Raw genomic sequence first — 21,879 nt, 5'->3', positions numbered from 1 at the left:
GAAACTCTTCTCGACCATGCATGCCGCTTCATGAGGCGTCGAGCGAGCGGTGCGGGCATCGGATACGTGATGGGAAGCCGCGCGGCTTGATCGTGGCCGCTGCGATTGCTTCTAGTCGGATGCGGGCACGGCCGGAGCGGATCGGCTCCCGCGCGGAGATGGACATGGACCTGAAGCCCGGCGGGGAGCTCGACGATTTCCGGCAGATGGTGCGCGCAGCGGTGGCACAGGACCTGCCCCCCGACATGCGTGCGCGCCAACGGGCGTTCGGCGGCCTGCAAAGCGAGAACAGGGACGCGCTGAAATGGGCGGCGATCCTGAACGAGCGTGGCTGGTCGGTGCCGCACTGGCCGGTCGAACATGGCGGTCAGGACTGGACGCCGCTCCAGAAATTCGTGTTCGAGGACGAACTGGCCAGCGCCTGGGCGCCCGACGTCAACTGGGGCGCGACGCACATGGTCGGCCCGGTCATCTACACCTTCGGCACCGAGGAACAGAAGGCGCGCTTCCTGCCCGACATCCGCGCAGGCCGCTACTATTGGGCCCAGGGGTTTTCGGAGCCGGGCAACGGGTCCGACCTCGCCAACCTGCGAACCGCCGCAGTTCTTCAGGGCGACCGCTACATCGTAAACGGGCAGAAGATCTGGACGAGTGGCGCGCATGACGCGGACTGGGGGTTCTTCCTCGTTCGCACCGATCCGGCGGTGAAGGCGCAGCGCGGCATCTCGTTTCTGCTGATCGATCTGAAGAGCCCCGGCATCACCATCCGCCAGATCCCCGAGATTAACGGCGAGGCCGATCTTTGCGAGGTCTTCCTCGACAATGTCGAAGTGCCCGCCGAGAACCTCGTCGGCGAACCGGGCATGGGCTGGACCTATGCCAAGTTCCTGCTCGACCATGAGCGGACGACGAGTTCCTTCATCTATTGGAACAAGCGGGAATTGCGCCGCGTGCGCGCGATTGCCGAAGCGGAGACGCTGGACGGCCTGCCACTGGCGCGGTTGCCGCAATTCCAGTCGCGCCTTGCCCGGCTGGAGGCCGAGGTCGCCGCGCTCGAATGGTCGGTGCTCCGCGTCCTCGCCGCCGAAGAGTTCGCCTACGACCTCACCGCGGTCGCCTCGACGCTCAAGGTTTCGGGATCGCGGCTTCAACAGGCGATCACGGAGCTTCAGGTCGATCTGTACGGCGCGCTGGCCATGCGCCAGTTTCCGATCGAACTCGCCCACCAGACCCCGACGCCTCTGTGGCCCGAGAATATCGCGGGACGCACCGCGACGGCGCTGGGCAGCCGCGCGGCGACGATCTTCGGCGGTACGCTTCAGATCCAGCGCGGGATCATCGCCAAACTCGCCTTCGGGCTCTGAAGGACGAATATGGACTTCAATCTTTCCGACATGCAGCGGATGCTGCTCGACAGTGCGGAGCGGCTGGTGGGCGACCGCTACTCGCTCGAGCATCGGCGTGCGCTGCGCGATCGCCAAGACGGGTTCGATGCGGGTGCCTGGGCCAGCTTCGCCGAGCTTGGCTGGCTGGCACTCGCCGTGCCGGAGGAAAAGGGCGGCCTCGGCGGCAGCTTCGACGATGTCGCCGTGCTGATGACCGCGGTCGGCGGCCGGCTCGTGGTCGATCCGCTGGTCAGCAACGCCGTCATCGCGCCCGCCATCCTGTCCGACGCTCCGGACGCCGGCCTGCTGGCTGAAATCGCCGCGGGCGAACGGCGCGTCGCGCTGGCGCATGACGAGCCCGGTGAACGCTATGGCCGCGGACCGCGCCTCACGCGTCTGAGCCGCCGCGGCAATGGCTTCGCGCTGACCGGTCAGAAGATGCTGGTGCTCGATGCCGGATCGGCCGACACGCTGATCGTCACCGCCAGTATCGAGGGCGAAGACGGCACCGTACTGGTCCGGGTCGACAAAAACGCGGCAAACGTCACGGCCGAAGCCTATCCGCTGATCGACGGCACCGTCGCCGCCGACATCCGGTTCGGCGCGGTGGACGTGACGGCGGACGCCATCCTCGTTCAGGCCGAACACGGCCAGGTGGTCCTCGAAAAATCCTTCGATCACGGAAAGATCGCGTTGATGGCGCAGGCGGTCGGATCGATGGAGGCGACCCTCTCCATCTGCGCCGCCTATCTCAAGGAGCGGCACCAATTCGGTCAGGCGATCGGCAAGTTCCAGGCACTACAGCACATCATGGCCGACATGTTCGTCGCGGCGCATCAGGCGCGCTCGGCGTTGTACCAGTCCCTTTCCGTCGCGGGCGGCGACGGGCGGGCGCGCGCGCGCGCCGTATCGCTCGCCGCGATCACGATCGGAGAGACATCGCAGTTCGTCTCACGCAACGCCATCCAGCTGCACGGGGGCTATGGCGTCACCGATGAGTATGAGGTCAGCCATCATTATCGCCGGCTGCTGACGCTCGAAAAAACCTATGGCGACATCGACTTCCACATTCGCCGGATCGCGTCGCTGGACGCGGGATGAGCGCTTTGTCCGGGATAGCGGCCGCACGTGCCCGGCTGTCCGATCCGGCGCGGCGGACCTGGCCGCTTGCCGCGTTCGGCGGAGAACGGCCGCCCGCCCCTCGGTGGTACAGGGCCGCGATGGCAGCGCCGGTCGAGGAACGCCGGATCGAGGTCGAAGGCGCCGAGATCGAACTGCTTTGCTGGGGTAAGGTCGGCAAGCCGGGCATCCTGCTGGTCCATGGGTCGGGCGCTCATGCGCGCTGGTGGGGGCCGGTCGCGCCGATGCTCGCACGCGACTACCGCGTCGCGTCCTTTTCATGGTCCGGCACCGGCGGATCGGCACGGCGTCCGCGCTACGCCGTCGCGCAGACCGCGCGAGAGGCCTGGGCCGCGATGCACGCCGGCGCCCTGTTTGCCGCCGATGCGCCGCCGGTCATCGCCTGCCACAGCTTCGGCAGCAAGGCCGGTGCACTGCTAGCCGCCGAACACGGCGACCGGATGGCCGGCGCGATCTTCGTCGATTCACTGCTGGTCGCCGACGAGTTGCGACCCGACCCCCGCCTCTATCGTGAACGCCACTACGCCAGCCTCGCCGACGCGCTCTCGCGATTCCGCTTCGCGCCCGATCAGGACGCCGGGCACCCCTATGTCGCCGACGACATCGCGCGCGCTGCCCTTCGCGAGGAGGGAGGCGGGTGGACCTGGTGCTTCGACCCCGAGTTCTTCACCCGGCTGGACTTCACGAGCGGCTGGGAAGAGGTCGCGCAGGCAACCTGTCCCCTGGCCTTTGTGCGCGGCGAGGACTCGATCGTCCTGCTCGACGAGGATGTCGAGGAACAGAGACGGCAGGCGCCGCCCGGATCGGTCTTCTTCGACATTCCCGGCGCCGGCCATCACGTGATGGTCGATCAGCCGCACGCGCTCGTTGCCGCGCTTCGTTCCCTGATCGAGGGCTGGGCGGGCGGGCGGGCGGCGTGGCCTGGACTTTCGCACGACGGGGAGACGACATGACCCAGACCGCCGCCATCGATCCGCGCCTGTTCCGGCAGGCGCTCGGCTCGTTCGTGACGGGCGTGACGATCGTCACGACCCGTGATCCCGACGGCCGACCCGTCGGCCTCACCGCCAACAGCTTCAATTCGGTGTCGCTCGATCCGCCGCTGGTGCTCTGGAGCCTTGCCCTGAACAGCCTCAACCTGCCCGCGTTTCGCGACGCTGGCTATTGGGTGGTCCATATCCTCGCTGCGGGCCAGCGCGATCTGTCGCAGCGCTTCGCCTCCCGAGGGGCCGACAAGTTCGCCGGCCTCGACTATACGACCGGGCCGGGCGGCGTGCCGCTGCTGGACGGATGTGCCGCGCGATTCGTCTGCCGTGCCGCGTTCGAGCATGAGGGCGGGGACCATGCGATCTTCGTGGGCGAGGTCGTCGACCTGTCGATCGACACCGCTGCGCCGCTCGTCTTCCACGGTGGCCAATATGGTCAGATGATGCCGGCCGGCCGGCGGCCTGCGCGTCCCGAGGATGCCGAAGCCGGTGAGTTCGGGCGCTACTTCACCGGGCATCTGCTCGGCCTCGCCTATAACGCCGCCTTCGCCGATATCCGGCGCGAATACCGGCGACGCGGGCTGCGCGGGTCGGACTATACCGTTCTCGCCTCATTGGGTCTCGGCGACGGGCTGACGAGGGACGGTCTGGTCTCACGCGCTGGCAATGGCGGCGTCGTCTTGCCGGAGGACGCGATCGACCGGCTGGTCGCGCGGGGCGAGGTCGCGGTCGAAGGCGATCGACTTCATCTGACCGCGCAAGGCCGCGCGCAGTTGGCCGAACTGGTCACGGTAGCGGAAACGACGCAGCGGCAGCTCGACGAACGGCTGACGCCGGCTGAGATGGCGCTGCTGCACCAGTTGCTCGAGAAGGTCTCGGGAGCGCCCGAGACGGCCTGATCGGCCGGGCACCCCGCCAACTGGCGGGGCCCTCGGGAGACGCCGATCAATCCTCTTCGGCGATCCGAACCTTCAGGCCGTCGAGCGCATCGCTGAACGGGATCTGGCAAGACAGGCGCGACGTGTCGTCGCGATGCCCCGATGAATCGAGCAGATCATTCTCGTCCTCGCCCATCGACGGCAGGACGCCCGCGAACGAAGGATCGACATGGACGTGACAGGTGGCACAACTGCAACAGCCGCCACACAGTGCCAGCAGTTCGTCGAAGCCGTTCACCCGTAGCACCTCCATCACGCTCAGGCCGGCATCACCCTCGACCGTGCGCTCTTCCCCTTCGCGGTTCACGACTATCAGACGCGGCATGTTCAGCTCCAGCTTAGGCCCGGTCGGGCGAAGGTCGAGCCATGCCAAAGCCGCGACCGATCCGCATCCCCGCGGCCCAAGGATCGCGGTGGCGATGATGCGTTTGCGCGAGCCCGCGAAGCGCTCCACAACGCGCCATGACCGAACGAAATCACGACAATCCGCCCGAGGGCGGCCCAGAGGGCGATGCCACACGGCTCGTCGCGCTCGAGGAACTCGACACCGACCTGTTCCGCAATCGGTTCAGTGAGTACGAGCGGAGCGACCATCTGTTCGGCGGACAGGTGATGGCACAGTCGCTGGCCGCCGCGACCGCGACGATCGAGGCCGGCGTCGCCCATTCGCTGCACGGCTATTTCCTGCGCGCCGGATCGGCCGGACAGCGCATCATCTTCAATGTCGAGCGCACACGCGACGGGCGCAGCTTCGCGACCCGGCGGGTGGTGGCGGTGCAGAGCGGCATCCCGATCTTCCACCTCGAATGCTCGTTCCACCGCGGCGAGCCGGGCTTCGACCATCAGGAGCCGCCGCCGCTCGACGTGCCGCAGCCGGACGACTTGCCGACGATGGCCGAAGCGGCGGACATGATGGCCGACCGGTTGCCCGGGAGCACGGTGCGCATTCTCAAACATCTGCGACTGATCGAGGCGCGACCTGTCGATCCGGAGCAATTGCTGCGTCAGGATCGGCCCGCGCGCCGCCGCTTCTGGGTGCGCGTACCGAGCGCCGCGAACAGCGCCGACCCCGCCGTCCACCAGCAACTGCTCGCCTATCTTTCGGACTATTGGCTGGCCGGCACCACGCTCGTCCCGCATCCCGTCCGCATGGCGGGGCCGGAGCTGTTCATGGCCAGCCTCGACCACGCGATGTGGTTTCACGCGCCGCACCGTGTCGACGACTGGCTGCTCTACGACTGCGACAGCCCCCAGGCGGGCAACGGGCGCGGCCTTGCCCGCGGGGCGCTCTATACGCGCGCCGGTGACCTGATCGCGAGCACCGCGCAGGAGGCGCTGATGCGGCTACGCTGAGCGGCGGATCAGCTCGGCGCCCTTTTCCGCGATCGCGATGACCGCGGCGTTGGTGTTGCCCGACACGACCGCCGGCATGATCGAGGCGTCGATGACGCGGAGGCCCTCGACGCCACTGACCCGAAGCGACGCGTCGACGACGCGGCCCATCGCGGCGGTGCAGCTCGGGTGGTAGATCGACCCGCCGGTCTCACGCGCATAGTCGAGAAGCTGCACCGCGTCCGCGACCCCAACGCCGGGCAACAGTTCGCCAGCGATGAAGGGCGCGATTGCCGGCTGTGCCATGATCTGGCGTACGAGCTCGAGCGAGGCGACGATGTCGGCGCAGTCCTTCGGCGTCGACAGGAAGTTGACCAGGATCTCGGGCGCCGTTGCTGCATCGGGAGACGTGATGCGGACATGCCCGCGGCTGTCGGGCCGCAGGGGACAGACCGAGGCGGTGAACGCCGAGAAGGGATGCAGCCGGTCGCCCATCCTGTCGGTGCTGAAGGTGATGAAATGGACCTGCACGTCCGGCCTTCCATCGCCCGCACGCGCTAAGCGGAAAAAGCCCCCGGCATAGCCCGCCGATACCGTCAACGGCCCCTTGCGGCGCAGCGCATAGTCGAGCCCCACCTTCGCCATCCGCAGCGGCGATCGCATGTCGTCGTTGAAGGTGTTGGCGCGCGACGACCGAAAGACGGTGCGGACCTGAAGATGATCCTGAAGATTGGCGCCGACTTCCGGATTGTGATGGACGGGCGCGATATTGAGCGCGGCGAGATGCGCGGCGTCGCCTACGCCCGACAATTGCAGCAGCTGCGGCGATCCGATCGCGCCGGCCGACAGGATCACCTCGCGCGTCGCCTGCGACCGGCGCGTCGTGCCGTCGCCGATCCATTCGACTCCGACCGCGCGCCGCCCCTCGAACAGGATTCGCCGGACATGCGCGTCGGTCGCGATCTCCAGGTTGCGGCGACCGCGCGCCGGCCGCAGATAGGCGACCGCCGCACTGCACCGGCGGCCGCGCCGGGACGTGGTCTGGAAATAGCCCGCCCCCTCCTGCGTCGCGCCGTTGAAATCGGGGTTCACCGGATGGCCCGCCTGTGCCGCGGCAGCGATGAAGGCATCGCACAGCGGATGCGGCCCGGTCGCGTCGGAAACCGCGAGCGGCCCGCCCGCCCCATGCCATTCATCGGCCCCGCGCTGCTGATCCTCGGCACGGCGGAAATAGGGGAGCAGGTCGTCATAGCCCCAGCCCGCATTGCCGACGGCGGCCCACGCGTCGAAATCCTCGCGCTGTCCGCGAACATAGACGAGGCCGTTGATCGACGACGACCCGCCGAGCACGCGGCCACGCGGCTGCGATATCCGGCGATCATGCATGTGCGGTTCGGGCTCGGTCTTGTACCGCCAGTTGAGCACCGGATGGTCGAACAGCTTGCCATAGCCGAGCGGCACGTGGATCCACGGATTGGTGTCGGGCGGCCCGGCCTCCAGCAACAGGACGCGGACCGTCGGATCTTCGCTCAGCCGGGCGGCCACCACACAGCCGGCGCTGCCCGCGCCGACGACGATGTAGTCGTAGCTCAACGCAACCGCTCCACGACCAGATCGCCGATCGCAAGCGAGGCGGTAAGCCCCGGCGATTCGATTCCGAACAGGCTGACCAGCCCCTCCAGCCCGTGCGTGTCGGGACCGTCGATCACGAAGTCGCCGGCGGGTTGGCCCGGTCCGGTCACCTTGGGCCGGATGCCGGCATAGCCGGGCTGCAGGCGCTCGCCCTCGATCGCGGGCCAGATACGGCGTGCCGCGGCGAGGAACTTGCCGTGCCGGGCAGGATCGACGGTATAGTCGACATGGTCGATCCATTCGACATCGGGCCCGAAGCGCACTTGCCCGGCAAGATCCAGCGTCAGATGCGTGCCGAGGCCACCGGGCTCGGGCACCGGATAGATGAGGCGCGAGAACGGTGTGCGGCCCGAATAGGTGAAATAGACACCGCGGGCCAGAAACAGGGGCGGCACGTACCGCGGCTCGAGCCCCTCGATCGCCGCGGCCAGCCGCTGTGCGTCGAGGCCGGCGGCGTTGACCAGGATGGGCGCGGCGACGACGGGACCACTCTCGTCGTCGAGGTGGATGGCCCACAGCTTGTCCTTACGGGTCACGCGCGTCACCCGGCTGGACGGCACGAGCATCGCCCCGTTCGCCTCGGCCTCGCCCAGCAGCGCCAGCATCAGCGCATGGCTGTCGATGATGCCGGTCGATGGGGACAACAGCGCCCCCGCGCATTCGAGGGCCGGCTCCAGCGCGCGTACGCCCGCGGCGTCGATCAGGCGAAGGTCCTCGACCCCGGCATTGCGTGCATGCGTCTGGATTGCTTCGAGCTCGGGCAGTTGGCCGGTATCGTGCGCAAAAACGAGCTTCCCGGTCCGCCGATGCGCCACGCCCCGCTCGGCGCAAAAGGCGTAGAGGCGTTCGCGGCCGGCGACGCACAGATCGGCTTTCATCGAGCCCAGCGGGTAGTAGATGCCGGCGTGGATCACTTCGCTGTTGCGGCTGCTGGTCCACGATCCGAAGTGCGGTTCGCCCTCGACGATCAGCGGCGGCTTGCCCGCCAGCGACAGCGCACGTGCGATCGCCAGCCCGACGACCCCTGCCCCGACGACGATCGCGTCGTAGCGCTCGGTCATTTGCGTGGCTGGACGTGCCGCATGGTCAGCGTCAGCGTGGCGCAAAGCCGGCGCTCGCCGTCCGCCTCGACATGGATATCGGCCCGCGCGTGCGTGATCGTCCGCCCGGGTTCGATCACCCTCGCCTCCGCGATCAGCCGCTCGCCGCGGGCGGGGCCGATGAAATGGATGGCCTGGCTGAGCGTCAGGTTCGCCGATCCCGGTTCGGCGCCGGTCGCGGCGGCATAGCTTGCGGCATATTCGCCAAGCGCGGTGGTGATCGCACCCTGAAACCAGCCGGGCTGATGTTCGTATGCGCGCCGATGCGGCAGCGCGAGCGTCACCGCGCCGGGTTCGATCGACAGCACCTCGAGCTGGAAAAGCTCGTGGGCGTAGGGAGCCGTCATCGCCTCCCTAACCCACGTCTCGGCTTCCTGCTGGTTCATCGGCCGAGGACCACGGTCGCCTGGCTCGACAGCACGCCGCCATTGCCGTGCGCGATCGCCAGCTCGGCACCGGCGACCTGCCGCTCGCCGCATTCGCCGCGAAGCTGCCGCGTCGCTTCGATCAGTGTGAACAGACCATACATGCCCGGATGTGTGCACGAAAGGCCGCCGCCATTCGTGTTGACCGCCAGATCGCCGCCGGGCGCGATGCGTCCCCCCTCGACGAAGCGGGCACCCTCGCCCTTGGGGCAGAAGCCCAGATCCTCCAGGAACAGGATCGTGTTGATCGTGAAGGCGTCGTAGACCATCACGACGTCGATGTCGGCGGGCGCGACACCCGCCGCGGCATAGGCACGCCGCCCGCTTTCGGCAGCGGCGGTCACGGTCAGGTCGGCCATGCACATGATCTCCCGGTGCGAGGTTTCGGCCGCCGCACCGAGGACGCGGACGGGTCTAGCCTTGAGATCGCGAGCACGGTCGGTGCGCGTCATCACGATCGCCGCGCCGCCGTCGGTGACCAGGCAACAGTCATATTTGCCGAACGGGTCGTTGATGAGCCGCGCCGCAAGATAGTCGTCCATCGACAGATCGTCGCGAACCGCCGCCTCGGGATTGAGCTGCGCCCATTTTCGGGCGGCTAGCGCGACCTCGCCCAGTTGCGCCTTGGTCGCGCCGAACTGGTGCAGGTAGCGCTGCGCCGCCAGTGCATAGGAGGTCAGCGGCGTCATCGGGCGATACGGCGCTTCATAGGGATTGGGCATGACCGTGTTGACGAGCTTGCCCGCCGCCGATGCCTGGTTCGAGCCATAGGCGATGAGCGCGCAATCGATCGCGCCCGCATCCAGCAGCCAGGCGGCATTCTCGACCATCGTCTGAAAAGCCGAACCGCCGGTGCGGTTGTTGTCGACCACCTTGGGATGGATACCGAGATATTGCGCGAAGCTCAAACCCCCGAGCGTGTCGGTGCCGTGGCAGAAGAACAGGCCGTCGACTTCCGACAACGCCAGCCCCGCTTCCGCCAGCGCGCGGTGGGCCGCGATGGCGGCAAGGTCGGACGCCGAGTAACCGGGCGCCCGCACCGTCCCGAACGTACCGGTTCCGACGATCGCGGTGCGGCCGCGCGGAAACGCGCTCATGCGCTCGCCTCCGGCTCGAACACGATGAAGGGCTCGCCCGCCTCGTTCTTGCGGATATGCGCGGTGACCGCCATGCCGATGCGGACGTCCGCCGGGTCGATACCCTCGATACGGCTCATCATCCGAGGCCCTTCGGCAAGGTCGACCAGCGCCACGTTGTAGCTCGGCTCCGGCGCCCTCTTGTAAACGGTCGTCGAGGAATAGACCGTGCCGCGCCCGGATGCCCTGATCCAGCGGACGGTGTCGGCGGCGGTCCCGGGCACGACCGCACGAGGCGGATAGAAGGGCACGCCGTCCGAGTCCGCGGGCAGCATGAAGCGCCCCTCGGCAAGGTGTGCGTGATAGTCGAGATCGGGCTGCACCGGCATCATGCGCCCCGGTAGGCCGGCTTGCGCTTTTCCTTGAAGGCGGTCGTGCCTTCGCGGAAGTCCTCGGTCCACGTCATGAGCGCCTGCACCGTCGCCTCGAACTCGAGCGCATCATCGAGTGATTGGCCAGGGGCGTTCGAGAACTGCCGTTTGATCTGCGACAACGCCAGCGTCGGCGCCGTGGCGAAGCCCCCGGCCATCTCCCTTGCCCGCGCCAACGCGCCGCCGGCCGGCACCGCCTCCAGCGCGAAACCGAGCGCAGCCGCCTCGCTACCGCTGACGAAGCGGCCCGAATAGGCGATCTCCTTGGCGCGCATCACCCCGACGTGCCGCTCGAGCAGCCAGCCCGCGGCCCCGTCCATCGCGAGGCCGATATGCCGGAACGCGAACTGGAACCGCGCATTTTCCGCCGCGATCACGAAGTCGCAGGCGAGCGCGAGGGCGAAGGCGACACCGATGCAGACGCCCTCGACCGCCGCGATCACCGGCTTTTGGGTATGCGCAACGCTGCGCACCATGCGGTGCAGCGTACGCGCCTTCACCATGTTGCCGCGCACCCCGCCCGTGCCCATCTCACCGACATCCGCACCCGCCGCGAACTCGCCGCCCGCGCCGGTCAGGATGATCGCGCGAACCTCGTCATCATCCTGAAGCTGCTGGAACAACGTCTGGAACTGGCCGCGCATCGCCATGGTGATCGCGTTCTTGCGCTCGGGTCGATTGATCGTGACGACCGCCACGCCGTCCTTGACCGCTACATCGATCGACATCGTCGTCCTTCGCTTCGTTCGTATCGCGATGCCCTAGCACCGCCGGCGGTGCGGGCGGGAGAGGCGGCACGCCATATCGCCGCTGCGATCCGCTGCATCGGCAGGGCGATATCGGCCGGGATCGGTCGACGCGCATCGGTTCCCAGGACACGCTGTCCCCAAACAAAAGAATGACATGCACGTCCGGGGGGGGGTATCCGATGAAACGTATTGCAACGATCGCGGCACTGCCGGTGCTTGCGCTCATGATTCCTGCCGCGGCGCGAGCACAGGCCGCCGACGCCGCGAAGACGCCGCAGGACGAGGCGCCTTCATCGACCGCCCCCCAACCGGCGGGCGACGACATCCTCGTCACCGCACGTCGACGCGAGGAGCGATTGCAGGACGTGCCCGTCGCGATCTCGGCGGTCAGCGGCGATACGCTGCAATCCCGGGCGATCACGAATGTGGAGGGGCTTCGCTTCGCCGTCCCCGCGCTGGTCATATCACCCAGTCCCTTCGGCGCCGCGTCGCCCGGCTACACGATCCGGTCCCAGCGCCAGCTCGAATCGATCATCTCTCAGGATCCCTCGGTCGGCATCTACTTCGCCGACATCGTGCAACAGCGGCCGCAGGGGACCAACGTCTCGCTATACGACATCGCGTCGGCTCAGGTGCTGAAAGGCCCCCAGGGCACGCTGTTCGGGCGCAACACGACAGGCGGCGCCGTCCTCATCACCCCGGCCAGGCCGGTCTTCGATCCGGGCGCCTCGATCGCGATCACCGTCGGCGATTACGGACAATGCGTCGTGACCGGTATCGCCAACTTGCCGCTCTCGTCGAAACTGGCAATGCGCGTCGCGGGCAACCTGACCCGACGCGACGGCTTCTTCGACAACGTCGCCACCGGTCTCAAGGTCGATTCACAGCGTACCGAAAGCGGCCGCGTCTCGCTGCTATGGGAACCCGACGACCGCTTTTCCTCGCTGACGATCGGCACCTATTTCCATGAGGACGATGCCGGCCTCGGCTTTTTCCCCTATACGGTCCGCCCCGGAAGCGCCGCCGCGGCAACCCCCGGCTATCAGGCCGAATTCGCAGCCGCACAGCGCCGCGGCGATCGCACGGTCTCCAACAACCTGCAACCCGTCGTCAGGATCGAAAGCTACAGCGCATCGAACACCAGCACGCTGAAGCTGGGCGAGGTCACGCTGAAGAACATCTTCGGTTATCGCAACGTCAAGACGTTCGGCAGCTTCGACTTCGACGCCTCGGCGGTGACGCTGTTCGAATCGCGCAACGACTTTTCGTCCGAGCAGTGGACCGAGGAGTTTCAGCTGCTCGGCAAGATCGGGCCGTCGATCGACTTCATCACCGGTGCCTACTGGTTCAACGAGCGCGGACGGGACACGCAGAACTCGGTGCTGTTCGGAACACGCGCCAATGACGGGCTGGGCGACAACACCAGCTATTCGGTCTTCGCACAGGGCGACTGGAAGCTGTCGCGGGCGCTCACGCTGACGCTGGGTGCGCGCTACACCTGGGACGAGCGGTCGCTCTTCACGTTCAACCGGCTGAACGGTCAATGCCGACTGACCGCGAACAACGTGCCGGTCGGCAGTCCCGGTGCGCAGCGGCTCGATCCGTGCATCCGTCACACGGCCGTCGATTTCCGCGCGCCGACATGGCTCGCCACGCTGTCGTGGCGTCCGGTCGAGGATGTGATGCTCTACGGCACCTACAGCCGCGGCTATCGCTCGGGCGGCCTGCCGCTGCGTGCCAATCTGCCCGCCGAAACGCGGCCATTCGCGCCGGAGTTCGTGGACAATTTCGAACTTGGCCTGAAATCCGAACTGCTCGACCGACGCGTCCGCTTCAACATTGCGGCCTATTACGACAAGTATCGCGACATCCAGCGGACGCTTTCGTTCGGCTCGCCGCTGACAACCGTCGTTCTCAACGCTGCGGATGCCAAGATCTGGGGCGGCGAGGCCGATCTCATGGTCCGCCCGGCCAACTGGCTGGAACTCAACGCCACGGCGGCGTACAGCAAGAACGAATATGGCAGCTTTACCGGACCGGGGCTTGGCGATCTGTCCGGCAACCGCTTCGCGTTTGCTCCCGAATTCGTCTATACGCTCGGTGGTCGGCTGATCGCGCCGATGCCCGACGCATCGGGGGAGCTCAGCGTCCGGCTCGACTGGTTCCATCAGTCGAGCATCTTCGTCACCGACATCAACGACATCCCGATCCCGGCCTATGGCACGCTCGACGCAGGTGCCGAGTGGCGGGACGTGCTGGGGCGACCGTTCGACCTGCGTGTTTTCGTCAAGAACGTAACCGACGAGCATTACTTCAGCGGCGGGGTCAGCAGCTATCCGTCGACAGGTCTGACCGGCTTCTTCCCCGGCGCGCCGCGCCATTTCGGTGTCGAGTTCAAGGCGCATTTCGGCTCGGTCCGCTAGGGTGATCGCGTCGCAGCCCCGCCCGGTTCTGGCCTGGTGGTCGGTAGCGGTGCTGTTCCTCCTTTACTCCTTCGCCTTCGTCGACCGGCAGATCCTCAACCTGATGATCGATCCGATCCGAACGTCGCTCGGGGTCAGCGACTTTCAGCTCAGCCTGTTGCAGGGCATCGCCTTCGCGCTGTTCTATACGGCCTTCGGGATCCCGCTCGGTCTTGCCGCCGACCGCTTGCCGCGCCGGCGCGTGATCCTTGTCGGCGTGGTGGTCTGGGCGGTAGCGGCCTCGGCATGCGGTCTCGCCACTCGCTACTGGCACCTGCTCCTGGGCCGGCTGGGCGTCGGCGCGGGCGAGGCCGCGCTGTCGCCCGCGGCCTATTCGCTGCTGGCCGACCTGTTCCCGAAGGAAAAGCTGACGCTGCCGACCTCGATCATGGGAATCGGGGGGGCGGCGGGCACGTCAATCGCGGCGATCCTCGCCACCGTCGTGATCGGGATCGTGCCCGACCGCGGCGTCGCCGTCCCGCTCCTCGGCACGCTTCAGGGCTGGCAGGTCGCACTACTGCTCAGCGGCGTGCCCGGCCTGCTCCTGGCGCCGCTGGTACTGACGCTGCCCGAGCCGCTGCGCGGGGCAACGGCCGCCCGATCGTCGGCGCCAGAGCCCCGGCTGCTGCCGGCCCTTGCCGCCCGGCGCCGTTTCTACATCGGCCACTTCCTCGGCTTCGGCTGCTACTCGCTGATGAACTACGGCCTATCGAGCTGGCTGCCGACCTATCTCATGCGGGTCGAGCGGTGGAGTTCCGGCCAGGCGGCGGCGTTCGCGGGCACGATGCCGCTGCTGGCAACGCTGCCCGGGGCGGTCCTGATCGGCTGGCTACTCGATCGCTGGTACGCCAGCGGGCGGCGCGACGCCCATCTCCTCTTCTTCGCGATCGCCGCGCTGGTACAGCTTGCCGCGGTGCTGCTCGCGATCGGCGTCGCCTCGGGCCCTGCACTCCTTGCCTGCCTGTTCGTGCAGGCGACCATCGCCTCCTTCACCGGCGGCGCGGCGGCGATCCTTCAGATCAACACCGTCCCGGTCCTGCGCGGCCGGGTATCCGCCGTCTATCTGTTCGTCTTCAACCTGCTGGGCTTCGGCGTGGGGCCGAGTGCGGTCGCCTTTGTCACCGACTTCGTGTTCGCCGACGATCGCATGGTCGGCTGGAGCATCGCCGTCGTCTACGCCGTCGTCGCGCCGATTGCAGCGGCGCTGCTGCTGATGTCGGGTCGCGCCCTTGGCCGCGACCGGTCCACCGATCGCACCGGCGATGAATAGGGAGGCTTTCGCTTGCCGTTCGGGCGCGATTGCTTGATCCCGGCGGTTGCCAGCATGAGGACCTGTGATGCCTGCCCAGACGAATGAAGAAGCCCATGACGTGGTCATCGTCGGCGCGGGCCATGGCGGCGCACAATGCGCGATCGCGCTGCGGCAGCAGGGGTTCGCCGGATCGATCGCGATGATAGGGCGCGAGCCCGAATTGCCCTATGAGCGGCCACCGCTGTCGAAGGAGTATTTCGCGCGCGAGAAGTCGTTCGAGCGGCTCTACATCCGCCCCGCCGCCTTCTGGGCGGACAAGGCGGTGGAGATGCTGCTTGGCGTCGCCGTGACAGCGGTCGCTCCCGCCGCGAAGCGCCTGACGCTCTCGGACGGGCGGTCGGTCGGTTACGGCACGCTCGTCTGGGCGACCGGCGGCGAGCCGCGCCGGCTGACCTGTTCGGGTGCGACCTTGGCGGGGGTCCACGCCGTCCGCACCCGCGCCGACTGCGACCAGCTGATGGGCGAGATCGACGGCGGTGCCCGCAACATCGTCGTGATCGGCGGCGGCTATATCGGGCTGGAGGCGGCAGCGGTGCTGACCAAGCTCGGCTGCCGGGTGACGCTGCTCGAGGCGCTGTCACGCGTTCTCGCACGCGTCGCCGGCCCGGAACTCTCCGCCTTCTACGAAAAGGAGCATAGAGACCACGGCGTCGACCTGCGCACCGGCGTCGCGGTCGACTGCCTCATCGGCACGGGCCGCGTGGATGGCGTGAAGCTGGCCGACGGCAGCGTCCTGCCCGCCGACGCGGTGATCGTCGGCATCGGCATCGTCCCCGCGGTCGAGCCGCTGCTGGCGGCGGGCGCAGCGGGCGGCAACGGCGTCGATGTGGACGACCATTGCCGCACCTCGCTGCCCGACATCTATGCGATCGGCGATTGCGCGGCGTTCGAGAACGACCATGCCGACGGCATGCGGATGCGCGTCGAATCGGTTCAGAACGCCAACGACCAGGCCACCTGCGTCGCGCGCGCGATTACCGGCGACGCGCAGCCCTATGCCGCCCTCCCCTGGTTCTGGTCCAACCAGTACGACCTCAAGCTCCAGACCGCCGGGCTGTCGGTCGGCCATGATCGCACCGTCCTGCGCGGTGACCCGGCGACGCGATCCTTTGCCGTCGCCTATCTGAAGAGCGGGCGGCTGATCGCGATCGACGCGGTCAACAGCGTCAAGGACTACGTTCAGGGTCGCAAGCTGATCGAGATGCGTGCCCAGCTAAGCGCCAACGCATTGGCAGATTCTTCCGTGCCCTTGAAGCACCATACCCCTGCATAGCCAAGCTGGTTTCGGGGTAACGATGCGGAACGGACCGTGCTTGATATCGGCAGGTGCGGGGTCATCGCACCGTCGATCATGATCTCCCCGCATCGCAAGTGCGATGACTATGTCATTCCCGGTGCATTCATTCTCGTGAACCTCGAAAAGGGCCTCGAGGGGACGGTTGGAATGAAGCGGAAGCAGATTTTAGAGGAACCGCCCACGGGAATCCTAAAGGAAGACGCGAGGAACGCGGCGAAGACGGTGCAAAGCTGTGGGCGAGAAAGTCCGATCCCCACTTCTGAGGCGTCAACCGCACACCTTGAAAGCGTATTGGCGTTTGGAAAAACGCAGCCTCGAGATTTTGAGGAACACTCAACGAATCAAGTTCAACCGGGGGATAGCACGACAGACATAGCCGGTATGTACAGCCTGATGTCGCCGTCTCTAAGCATACTGTTGTACGAGATCGCGCGAGAAGGAAGCCTCTCCCGGGCGGCTCGCCACTTGGGGTGCTCAGCTCCCACGCTTCGAAAACGGATCGCGAAATTCGAAAGCGGCTCTAAGGTTTCTATCGTCGACTCTAGCAGCGTAGGTACGAAATTAACTAATGCGGGAAAGCTATTGCTAACACTTATTCAAGGTTAATAGTTCTGTCGGTGCGTAAAAATGGTGAGATATTAATATTTTGTATAACGGGATTTGATTTATCTTGTAAACGATCTGCCCCCGGCATTCAGGCCATTGTCAAGTTAATTCTGCCAATAGTGACGAGCGACGCAGCGAGGCTGTTTTGCCGCGGATCAGATCATTGGCGTGCTGCGCGAGCATGAGGCCGGCGTGAAGACCGTCGAGCTGTGCCGCAAGCATGGTATCAGCGATGCGGGGTTCCATAGTTGGAAGACGAAGCACGGCGGCATAACCGTGGCAGAGGCGACGCCTTTACGGACGTTGGAAGACGAGAGCCGGTGGCTGAAGAAGCTGCTGGCGAACTTGATGCTCGACGTGTTGGCGGTGAAGGATCTGCTGGGAAAAAACCGCCTCGAGCGTTGGATCGCTACGCTGCGATGGATAAGCTGATGACCGACATCCACTTCTCTGAGCGTGGTGTCTACAGGATGCTCGGGTTTCAACCGGTCGGCATGGTAATATTGGCCGCTTCAATGTCTCTAACGCCATTATCCCTCAACTGCTCGAATACACCCAATAGACGGAAGTTCGGATAAATTACGCGTAGCCATTCTTGTAGCAAGCCTGCGCGCCGGAAGGATCAACCTGAAGGTTGCAAGAATCATCGCAGCGCTGACCGGCGACCGCCTCAACCTCAAGATCGATAAAGTTGCCGACTTGTCGCTCTACAACGAGGATCTCCATTCCACTCTCCCGGCCCGAATGGACCCGCCTCCGCAAGCAGATCGCACGGATGGACAGCGTCATCCTCTGCGCGCCTGAATACAATTGCGGGGTTTCGGCAGCGTTATAGATCGCCAAAGATGTGGGCTCACGCCCCCCCCCCGAGCGAGATCGTCTGGGCCACGAAGCCGACGGCGGTCATCAGCGTCTCGCCCTATCCAATCGGCGGCCTCGACCCCGACCATCAGGTGCGACGGCTCTATACATTCCTCGCCATGCCCATGCTCCAGCAGTCGGAGGCCTACGGGATCTCACCTGAGCCATAAGCGCAACGTGACGCTTCCACTGGATCGGAAATGATCCTCGCGTCGAGGATCTGATCCCCTCCTTCAATATCGTCGCCTATTAGTCGACGCAGACAGCCAAGACTTTTTCACCAACATCCGACCCTACCTTCACATCTATTTTCGAGCTTCGGGTAGACTCCTGGAGCGCGTGATCGCAGGATCAGCTCCACGCAATGCTAGGTCCCGTTCTCCTTCATGCGCGTCGTGATCCGTAGCGTCCGCTGATCGATCGTGATCGGTCATCATGGGTCAGGCCGCCTTCTGCTCGACGCGGCTGCCGCCGACGCCCTTCACGATGGAGAAGCCGTTCGGCACTGCCTGCTGGACGAGCGGCACGTGCGAGATCAGGCCTGCGGCGCGGCTCTTCCCGACAATCTCCTGAAGCACCTGCAGGACCAGATCGAGCGTCCCGCTGTCGTTCTCGGTGTCGAGGCTGCCGAAGCCCTCGTCGATGAAGATGGTGTCGAGCCGGATGCGCCCGTGGCTCATTTCGACGATGTCGGAGAGACCCAACGCCAACGAAAGCGCCGCGATGAAAGTCTCGCCGCCCGACAGCGTGCTGATCTCGCGGGGACGCCCAGTCTGGATGTCGTGCACGCGAATGTCGAGGCCGCGCTTGGTCCTGCCGCCGACCGCCTGCGCGTCGCGCTCGAAGCGGTAGCGTCCGGCGGTCATCGGATCAAGCCTGAGGTTCGCCGCGTCGAGGACGTGGTCGAACAGGGCGCCGATGGCGAACGTCTCGAGCGGGGTGCGCATCGGGTTCTCGCCCGCGAAGGCCTCGGCGAGCCCGCGCAGCGGTCCCGTCTCCTCCTCGAGCCTGGCGAGCCGATCCAGCTGATCACGAAGCGATGCCAGCAGGTCGTCGAGCACCTTCCTGGCGGCGTCGGCATCGGCCGCCGCCCGACGGCTCCTCAGGCACTCGGCGCGCGCCGCGTCCCGCGCCACGGTCAGAGCGGCGACATCGGGTCGCTCAACGTCCTTGATGGCATCGCTAGCGGCCTTCGCCTGTGCCTCGGCGACGGCGACGTCGTGCCGGAAGGCTCGGATCCGCTCCGCAAGCGCGGCGATCCGCGGAATGTCCGCGCACCCGAGTTCGTAGGATGTCCTTTCGAGCCCAACTTCGACGAGGCGCGCCTCGAGGGCCGACCGCCCCTTCGCGACCTCGGCTTCGGCCTTGGCCACTGCATCGACTGCACCAAGCACCTGGGCAGCGGTCGTGTCCCGATCGGTCGCGGCCGTCCGCAGGCGTTCCTCGGCTCCGGCCAGCGCGTCGCGCAGCGCCTGGATCGACGCGGCGATGGCTGCCCCTTCCCGCTCCAAGGCGCCCTCGCTCCTGAGCGATTCCGGCACGCCGGCGATGGCGTCCTCGTACGCCCGGGCGGCGACGGCCTCGTCCGTGCGCGCCTTCTGCAGGATCTCCCGTGCCTTCTCCGCCTCGTCTGTGGCGATGCTGAACGACGCCTTCGCCTCTCCGGCCTGCCGCTCGAGCTCGGCCGGCGCGGCGATCTCCCCGAGCGCGTCCAGTTCGCCTTGAAGGCGTGCGACTTCGCCCGCCGCGTCGGCCGTCGACGACTTCGGCTGAGTCAGGGCGGCAAGCTCGCCGACGCGCTCATCCAACGCTGTCTCGGCGGTCGTGACCGCGGCTTCGCCGAGATCGGCTGCCCGCACGGCACTGTCCAGGCGCTCGCGCGCGGCGCGCATCTCCGTTTCGAGCGCGCGCGGATCGCCATCACCGTGCGCGGGCGAAGGGTGTTCCGGGCTCCCGCAGACGGGGCACGGTTCACCATCGATCAGGTGCATGCTTGCCAGCAGCCGCTTCAGTCGCGCGTTCTCGTCCTCAAGCACCTTCAGCTTGCGCGCCTGCGACACGTCCACGCCGCCATAAGCCGCCTTCCATTTGTAGAACGTCGCACTGCTAACGCCGTGCTTGCGGCACACATCCGCCGTCTTCGATCCAGCTTCCTGCTCCCGCAGGATCGCAATGATCTGCTCCTCGGTGAACCTGCTGCGCTTCATCGTCGTCCTCCTTCATGAAGGACTCTAGCTCAGACTGGAGGAATCTTAGGGGAGCACGTCATTACCGATACGGGCAAAATTCGAACTATTCGTCGGTCGTGACTCTACCCGAATGAGTTTTATTCGCTTACCGGTGGCGCCGATCTACGGCTGAGCGTCCGACTTTAGGGCGCGCAGTGGCTGTGGGGCGATCAGAGATCGAACGGCGGTTTAAGCCGCTTCAGGCGCCAAAAGCCGAAGTTCCGCTTTCCCTGCCCAAAGCGGACGATGCAGGTTTCGTGCGGCTGGAGCGTTAGCCCCCGCAATGCCTTGCCCGAGGCGCAGGTCGCACCCGCGCCCTGCGGAGTCACGCCGGCCAGTCCCGAGGGGCGCGCGGTACGGCGATCGGCGCCAACATTGGCAAGGACCATCGCGCCGCTGCCGTCGGGATTGACGCGCGCGAAGGCGAAGACCGAAGGGTCGCCGCTGTCGAGCGGCACATAGCGGCCGGTGCGGAACGCCGGATCGGTCCGTCGTAGCTTCGCCAGCATCCGGTACCAGTTCAGAAGCGAGTCCGGCTTCCCGTCCTCCGCCGCGACGTTGCGCGCCTGATAGCCGGTGGCGACCGGTAGCCAGGGCGTGCCGCGCGTGAAGCCGGCATTGACGCCCGCATTCCACTGCATCGGCGTGCGCGCGCGATCGCGATCGTCGGTGCGCGGGCGCTTGGGCCCGATCGGCGCCTTGGCCAGCGTCGCCTTGTCGGCGTCGCCCATGCCGATCTCCTCGCCGTAATAGAGGAGCGCGACGCCCGGATTTAGCATGGTGAGCGCCGCCGACATCTTGGCGATGCGGTCGTTGTTCCGTCCGTCGCCGAACTCGCTCCACTGGCGCGACTGGTCGTGGTTACTGAAGAACGACACCGGTGTCAGCCCGTCCAGCTTCGTCGCTGCCTCGTCGTACCGCCGTTTCAGTTCGGCAGCATCCAGTCTCGTCATGTTGCCGACGAGGAAGTTCATCGGCAGGTGGATCTCGTCCTTGTCCCGGCCATAGACGGCGCGCAGCTGCTCGATCGAGCGGGTCGAGCTTTCGCCGAGCAGCACCGGGTTGCCGGGATAGCCGTCGACGGCCTTGCGCAGCTCGCGCAGCACCTGATTGGTGCCGGGAAGCTGCGAGTTATAGGGCTTCAGCCAGACCGGATCGGCGTCGGGATCCTTGTCCTGCGGCCAGCTCGTATCCTCGAACAGATAGGGCGTGGCGTCGAGGCGGAAGCCCGCCGCCCCGTGGTCGAGCCAGAAGCGCACCACGTCGAACATCGCCTGCTTCAGGCCCGGGTTCTGCCAGTTGAGGTCCGGCTGCTGGGGCAGGAAGATGTGGTAGTACCACTGCTTGCGACCCGGGTCCCAGGTCCACGCCGGGCCGCCGAAGATCGACTTCCAGTTGGTCGGCGGCGTGTCGGGCGTGCCGTCGCGCCAGACGTACCAGTCGGCCTTCGCATTGGTGCGTGAGCTGCGCGACTCCTTGAACCACGCATGGTCGGCCGAGCTGTGGTTGACGACCAGGTCGACCATCACCCGGATGCCGCGCTTGCGCGCCTCGGCCACCAGCTCGTCCCAGTCGGCCATCGTCCCATATTGAGGGTCGATCGCGGTATAGTCGGAGACGTCATATCCGAAATCGGCGTTCGGCGACTTGAAGAACGGCGTGATCCAGATCGCGTCGAGCCCCAACGACTTCAGATAGTCGAGCCGGCTGGTGATGCCGCGAAGGTCGCCCACCCCGTCGCCGTCGCTGTCCTGGAAACTGCGCGGATAGATTTCGTAGATGACCGCATGCTGCCACCAGGGCGCGGGTGTCGCCCGCGCGGCGGGGCCCAGAGACGAACCGGGGCCGGCGATCGCCGGCTGGCAAACGATTGCGGCGGCTGCAAGAGCAACGCCCGGCGCGCGCATGATACGCATCAA

General features: G+C 66.6%; 20 protein-coding genes and 2 pseudogenes. 11 read left to right on the top strand and 11 right to left on the bottom strand.

Annotated features, from left to right (window positions below):
* Positions 1 to 119 precede the first annotated feature (119 nt).
* The 4 genes from FHR19_RS09520 (at position 120) to FHR19_RS09505 (ending at position 4,410) form a co-directional block, all read left to right on the top strand.
* Positions 120 to 1,364 carry an acyl-CoA dehydrogenase family protein gene (locus FHR19_RS09520; RefSeq protein WP_246359416.1) on the top strand — a complete coding sequence of 415 codons (1,245 nt, stop codon included), beginning with the start codon at positions 120 to 122 and terminating at the stop codon, positions 1,362 to 1,364.
* Between the two features lie 9 nt (positions 1,365 to 1,373).
* Positions 1,374 to 2,486, top strand: a complete 1,113-nt coding sequence (locus FHR19_RS09515; protein WP_184027410.1) for an acyl-CoA dehydrogenase family protein — start codon at positions 1,374 to 1,376, stop codon at positions 2,484 to 2,486.
* A gap of 119 nt (positions 2,487 to 2,605) precedes the next feature.
* Positions 2,606 to 3,478 carry an alpha/beta fold hydrolase gene (locus tag FHR19_RS09510; RefSeq protein ID WP_184027407.1) on the top strand — a complete coding sequence of 291 codons (873 nt, stop codon included), beginning with the start codon at positions 2,606 to 2,608 and terminating at the stop codon, positions 3,476 to 3,478.
* A complete protein-coding gene (locus FHR19_RS09505; RefSeq protein ID WP_184027405.1) occupies positions 3,475 to 4,410 on the top strand; it encodes a flavin reductase in 936 nt (311 codons plus the stop codon). The genes FHR19_RS09510 and FHR19_RS09505 overlap by 4 nt, the downstream gene beginning before the upstream one ends.
* Positions 4,411 to 4,456: 46 nt before the next feature.
* On the opposite strand, the gene FHR19_RS09500 is transcribed toward FHR19_RS09505, so the two are convergent.
* Positions 4,457 to 4,774 carry a 2Fe-2S iron-sulfur cluster-binding protein gene (locus FHR19_RS09500; RefSeq protein ID WP_184027686.1) on the bottom strand — a complete coding sequence of 106 codons (318 nt, stop codon included), beginning with the start codon at positions 4,772 to 4,774 and terminating at the stop codon, positions 4,457 to 4,459.
* Between the two features lie 137 nt (positions 4,775 to 4,911).
* On the opposite strand from FHR19_RS09500, the gene FHR19_RS09495 reads away from it, so the two are divergent.
* On the top strand, positions 4,912 to 5,802 hold the full coding sequence (locus FHR19_RS09495) for an acyl-CoA thioesterase (protein WP_184027403.1): 891 nt from the start codon (positions 4,912 to 4,914) through the stop codon (positions 5,800 to 5,802).
* On the opposite strand, the gene FHR19_RS09490 is transcribed toward FHR19_RS09495, so the two are convergent.
* Genes FHR19_RS09490 through FHR19_RS09470 form a run of 6 tightly spaced genes read right to left on the bottom strand, consistent with a single transcriptional unit; the run spans position 5,794 to position 11,173 of the window.
* Complete coding sequence (locus tag FHR19_RS09490; RefSeq protein ID WP_221228450.1) at positions 5,794 to 7,374, bottom strand: GMC family oxidoreductase; 1,581 nt, start codon at positions 7,372 to 7,374, stop codon at positions 5,794 to 5,796. The two genes, FHR19_RS09495 and FHR19_RS09490, sit on opposite strands and share 9 nt — an antisense overlap.
* Positions 7,371 to 8,474, bottom strand: a complete 1,104-nt coding sequence (locus FHR19_RS17510; protein WP_221228449.1) for an NAD(P)/FAD-dependent oxidoreductase — start codon at positions 8,472 to 8,474, stop codon at positions 7,371 to 7,373. The genes FHR19_RS09490 and FHR19_RS17510 overlap by 4 nt, the downstream gene beginning before the upstream one ends.
* Positions 8,471 to 8,860, bottom strand: coding sequence for a PaaI family thioesterase (locus FHR19_RS09485; protein WP_184027399.1), 390 nt, complete (start codon positions 8,858 to 8,860; stop codon positions 8,471 to 8,473). Before FHR19_RS09485 ends, FHR19_RS17510 begins: the two co-directional genes overlap by 4 nt.
* 35 nt (positions 8,861 to 8,895) lie before the next feature.
* A complete protein-coding gene (locus FHR19_RS09480; protein ID WP_184027396.1) occupies positions 8,896 to 10,035 on the bottom strand; it encodes an acetyl-CoA acetyltransferase in 1,140 nt (379 codons plus the stop codon).
* Positions 10,032 to 10,403 carry a Zn-ribbon domain-containing OB-fold protein gene (locus FHR19_RS09475; RefSeq protein WP_221228448.1) on the bottom strand — a complete coding sequence of 124 codons (372 nt, stop codon included), beginning with the start codon at positions 10,401 to 10,403 and terminating at the stop codon, positions 10,032 to 10,034. The genes FHR19_RS09480 and FHR19_RS09475 overlap by 4 nt, the downstream gene beginning before the upstream one ends.
* Positions 10,403 to 11,173 carry an enoyl-CoA hydratase/isomerase family protein gene (locus FHR19_RS09470; protein WP_184027390.1) on the bottom strand — a complete coding sequence of 257 codons (771 nt, stop codon included), beginning with the start codon at positions 11,171 to 11,173 and terminating at the stop codon, positions 10,403 to 10,405. The genes FHR19_RS09475 and FHR19_RS09470 overlap by 1 nt, the downstream gene beginning before the upstream one ends.
* Positions 11,174 to 11,373: 200 nt before the next feature.
* Between FHR19_RS09470 and FHR19_RS09465 the strand changes: the two genes are divergently transcribed.
* From FHR19_RS09465 to FHR19_RS09445, 5 genes and pseudogenes are all read left to right on the top strand, one after another.
* Complete coding sequence (locus tag FHR19_RS09465) at positions 11,374 to 13,617, top strand: TonB-dependent receptor (protein ID WP_184027387.1); 2,244 nt, start codon at positions 11,374 to 11,376, stop codon at positions 13,615 to 13,617.
* Between the two features lie 49 nt (positions 13,618 to 13,666).
* Positions 13,667 to 14,926: an MFS transporter gene (locus FHR19_RS09460; protein WP_184027384.1), complete on the top strand. Its 1,260-nt coding sequence runs from the start codon at positions 13,667 to 13,669 to the stop codon at positions 14,924 to 14,926.
* Positions 14,927 to 14,993: 67 nt separating this feature from the next.
* Positions 14,994 to 16,241: an NAD(P)/FAD-dependent oxidoreductase gene (locus tag FHR19_RS09455; RefSeq protein WP_184027381.1), complete on the top strand. Its 1,248-nt coding sequence runs from the start codon at positions 14,994 to 14,996 to the stop codon at positions 16,239 to 16,241.
* Positions 16,242 to 16,319: 78 nt separating this feature from the next.
* Entirely contained in the window at positions 16,320 to 16,871 is a 552-nt protein-coding gene (locus tag FHR19_RS18035; RefSeq protein WP_425505960.1) for a helix-turn-helix domain-containing protein, read from the top strand.
* A gap of 150 nt (positions 16,872 to 17,021) precedes the next feature.
* Positions 17,022 to 17,258 (top strand): annotated as a pseudogene (locus tag FHR19_RS09445) (transposase); the annotation flags it as partial.
* A gap of 192 nt (positions 17,259 to 17,450) precedes the next feature.
* Here FHR19_RS09445 and FHR19_RS09440 read toward each other — a convergent pair.
* Entirely contained in the window at positions 17,451 to 17,597 is a 147-nt protein-coding gene (locus FHR19_RS09440) for a hypothetical protein (RefSeq protein ID WP_184027372.1), read from the bottom strand.
* On the opposite strand from FHR19_RS09440, the gene FHR19_RS18030 reads away from it, so the two are divergent.
* Positions 17,563 to 17,706, top strand: a complete 144-nt coding sequence (locus tag FHR19_RS18030; RefSeq protein ID WP_425505958.1) for an NAD(P)H-dependent oxidoreductase — start codon at positions 17,563 to 17,565, stop codon at positions 17,704 to 17,706. The genes FHR19_RS09440 and FHR19_RS18030 overlap by 35 nt on opposite strands.
* Before the next feature lie 466 nt (positions 17,707 to 18,172).
* Here FHR19_RS18030 and FHR19_RS17975 read toward each other — a convergent pair whose 3' ends face one another.
* The 3 genes and pseudogenes from FHR19_RS17975 to FHR19_RS09430 all read right to left on the bottom strand — a co-directional run bounded on the left by FHR19_RS17975 (position 18,173) and on the right by FHR19_RS09430 (position 21,876).
* Positions 18,173 to 19,624 (bottom strand): SbcC/MukB-like Walker B domain-containing protein, encoded by a 1,452-nt coding sequence (locus tag FHR19_RS17975; protein ID WP_343053229.1) that lies wholly within the window; start codon positions 19,622 to 19,624, stop codon positions 18,173 to 18,175.
* Between the two features lie 90 nt (positions 19,625 to 19,714).
* Positions 19,715 to 19,939, bottom strand: a pseudogene (locus FHR19_RS17695) (transposase); the annotation flags it as partial.
* Between the two features lie 191 nt (positions 19,940 to 20,130).
* Positions 20,131 to 21,876 carry an alpha-glucosidase gene (locus FHR19_RS09430; RefSeq protein ID WP_184027366.1) on the bottom strand — a complete coding sequence of 582 codons (1,746 nt, stop codon included), beginning with the start codon at positions 21,874 to 21,876 and terminating at the stop codon, positions 20,131 to 20,133.
* Between the last annotated feature and the right edge of the window lie 3 nt (positions 21,877 to 21,879).

It is taken from the genome of Sphingomonas yantingensis (assembly GCF_014199325.1).
Classification (GTDB): domain Bacteria; phylum Pseudomonadota; class Alphaproteobacteria; order Sphingomonadales; family Sphingomonadaceae; genus Sphingomonas; species Sphingomonas yantingensis.
The sequence above is the reverse complement of the archived record's forward strand: the minus strand, read 5'-3'. Positions and strand labels throughout refer to the sequence as shown.

What these genes read in the sequence shown, in the direction of transcription:
- FHR19_RS09520 (WP_246359416.1), top strand. Translation starts at nt 120, where the DNA reads ATGCGGGCACGGCCGGAGCGGATCGGCTCCCGCGCGGAGATGGACATG.
- FHR19_RS09515 (WP_184027410.1), top strand. Translation starts at nt 1,374, where the DNA reads ATGGACTTCAATCTTTCCGACATGCAGCGGATGCTGCTCGACAGTGCG.
- FHR19_RS09510 (WP_184027407.1), top strand. Translation starts at nt 2,606, where the DNA reads ATGGCAGCGCCGGTCGAGGAACGCCGGATCGAGGTCGAAGGCGCCGAG.
- FHR19_RS09505 (WP_184027405.1), top strand. Translation starts at nt 3,475, where the DNA reads ATGACCCAGACCGCCGCCATCGATCCGCGCCTGTTCCGGCAGGCGCTC.
- FHR19_RS09500 (WP_184027686.1), bottom strand. Translation starts at nt 4,774, where the DNA reads ATGCCGCGTCTGATAGTCGTGAACCGCGAAGGGGAAGAGCGCACGGTC.
- FHR19_RS09495 (WP_184027403.1), top strand. Translation starts at nt 4,912, where the DNA reads ATGACCGAACGAAATCACGACAATCCGCCCGAGGGCGGCCCAGAGGGC.
- FHR19_RS17510 (WP_221228449.1), bottom strand. Translation starts at nt 8,474, where the DNA reads ATGACCGAGCGCTACGACGCGATCGTCGTCGGGGCAGGGGTCGTCGGG.
- FHR19_RS09485 (WP_184027399.1), bottom strand. Translation starts at nt 8,860, where the DNA reads ATGACGGCTCCCTACGCCCACGAGCTTTTCCAGCTCGAGGTGCTGTCG.
- FHR19_RS09480 (WP_184027396.1), bottom strand. Translation starts at nt 10,035, where the DNA reads ATGAGCGCGTTTCCGCGCGGCCGCACCGCGATCGTCGGAACCGGTACG.
- FHR19_RS09475 (WP_221228448.1), bottom strand. Translation starts at nt 10,403, where the DNA reads ATGCCGGTGCAGCCCGATCTCGACTATCACGCACACCTTGCCGAGGGG.
- FHR19_RS09470 (WP_184027390.1), bottom strand. Translation starts at nt 11,173, where the DNA reads ATGTCGATCGATGTAGCGGTCAAGGACGGCGTGGCGGTCGTCACGATC.
- FHR19_RS09465 (WP_184027387.1), top strand. Translation starts at nt 11,374, where the DNA reads ATGAAACGTATTGCAACGATCGCGGCACTGCCGGTGCTTGCGCTCATG.
- FHR19_RS09455 (WP_184027381.1), top strand. Translation starts at nt 14,994, where the DNA reads ATGCCTGCCCAGACGAATGAAGAAGCCCATGACGTGGTCATCGTCGGC.
- FHR19_RS18035 (WP_425505960.1), top strand. Translation starts at nt 16,320, where the DNA reads ATGATCTCCCCGCATCGCAAGTGCGATGACTATGTCATTCCCGGTGCA.
- FHR19_RS09440 (WP_184027372.1), bottom strand. Translation starts at nt 17,597, where the DNA reads ATGGAGATCCTCGTTGTAGAGCGACAAGTCGGCAACTTTATCGATCTT.
- FHR19_RS17975 (WP_343053229.1), bottom strand. Translation starts at nt 19,624, where the DNA reads ATGCGCGCCGCGCGCGAGCGCCTGGACAGTGCCGTGCGGGCAGCCGAT.
- FHR19_RS09430 (WP_184027366.1), bottom strand. Translation starts at nt 21,876, where the DNA reads ATGCGTATCATGCGCGCGCCGGGCGTTGCTCTTGCAGCCGCCGCAATC.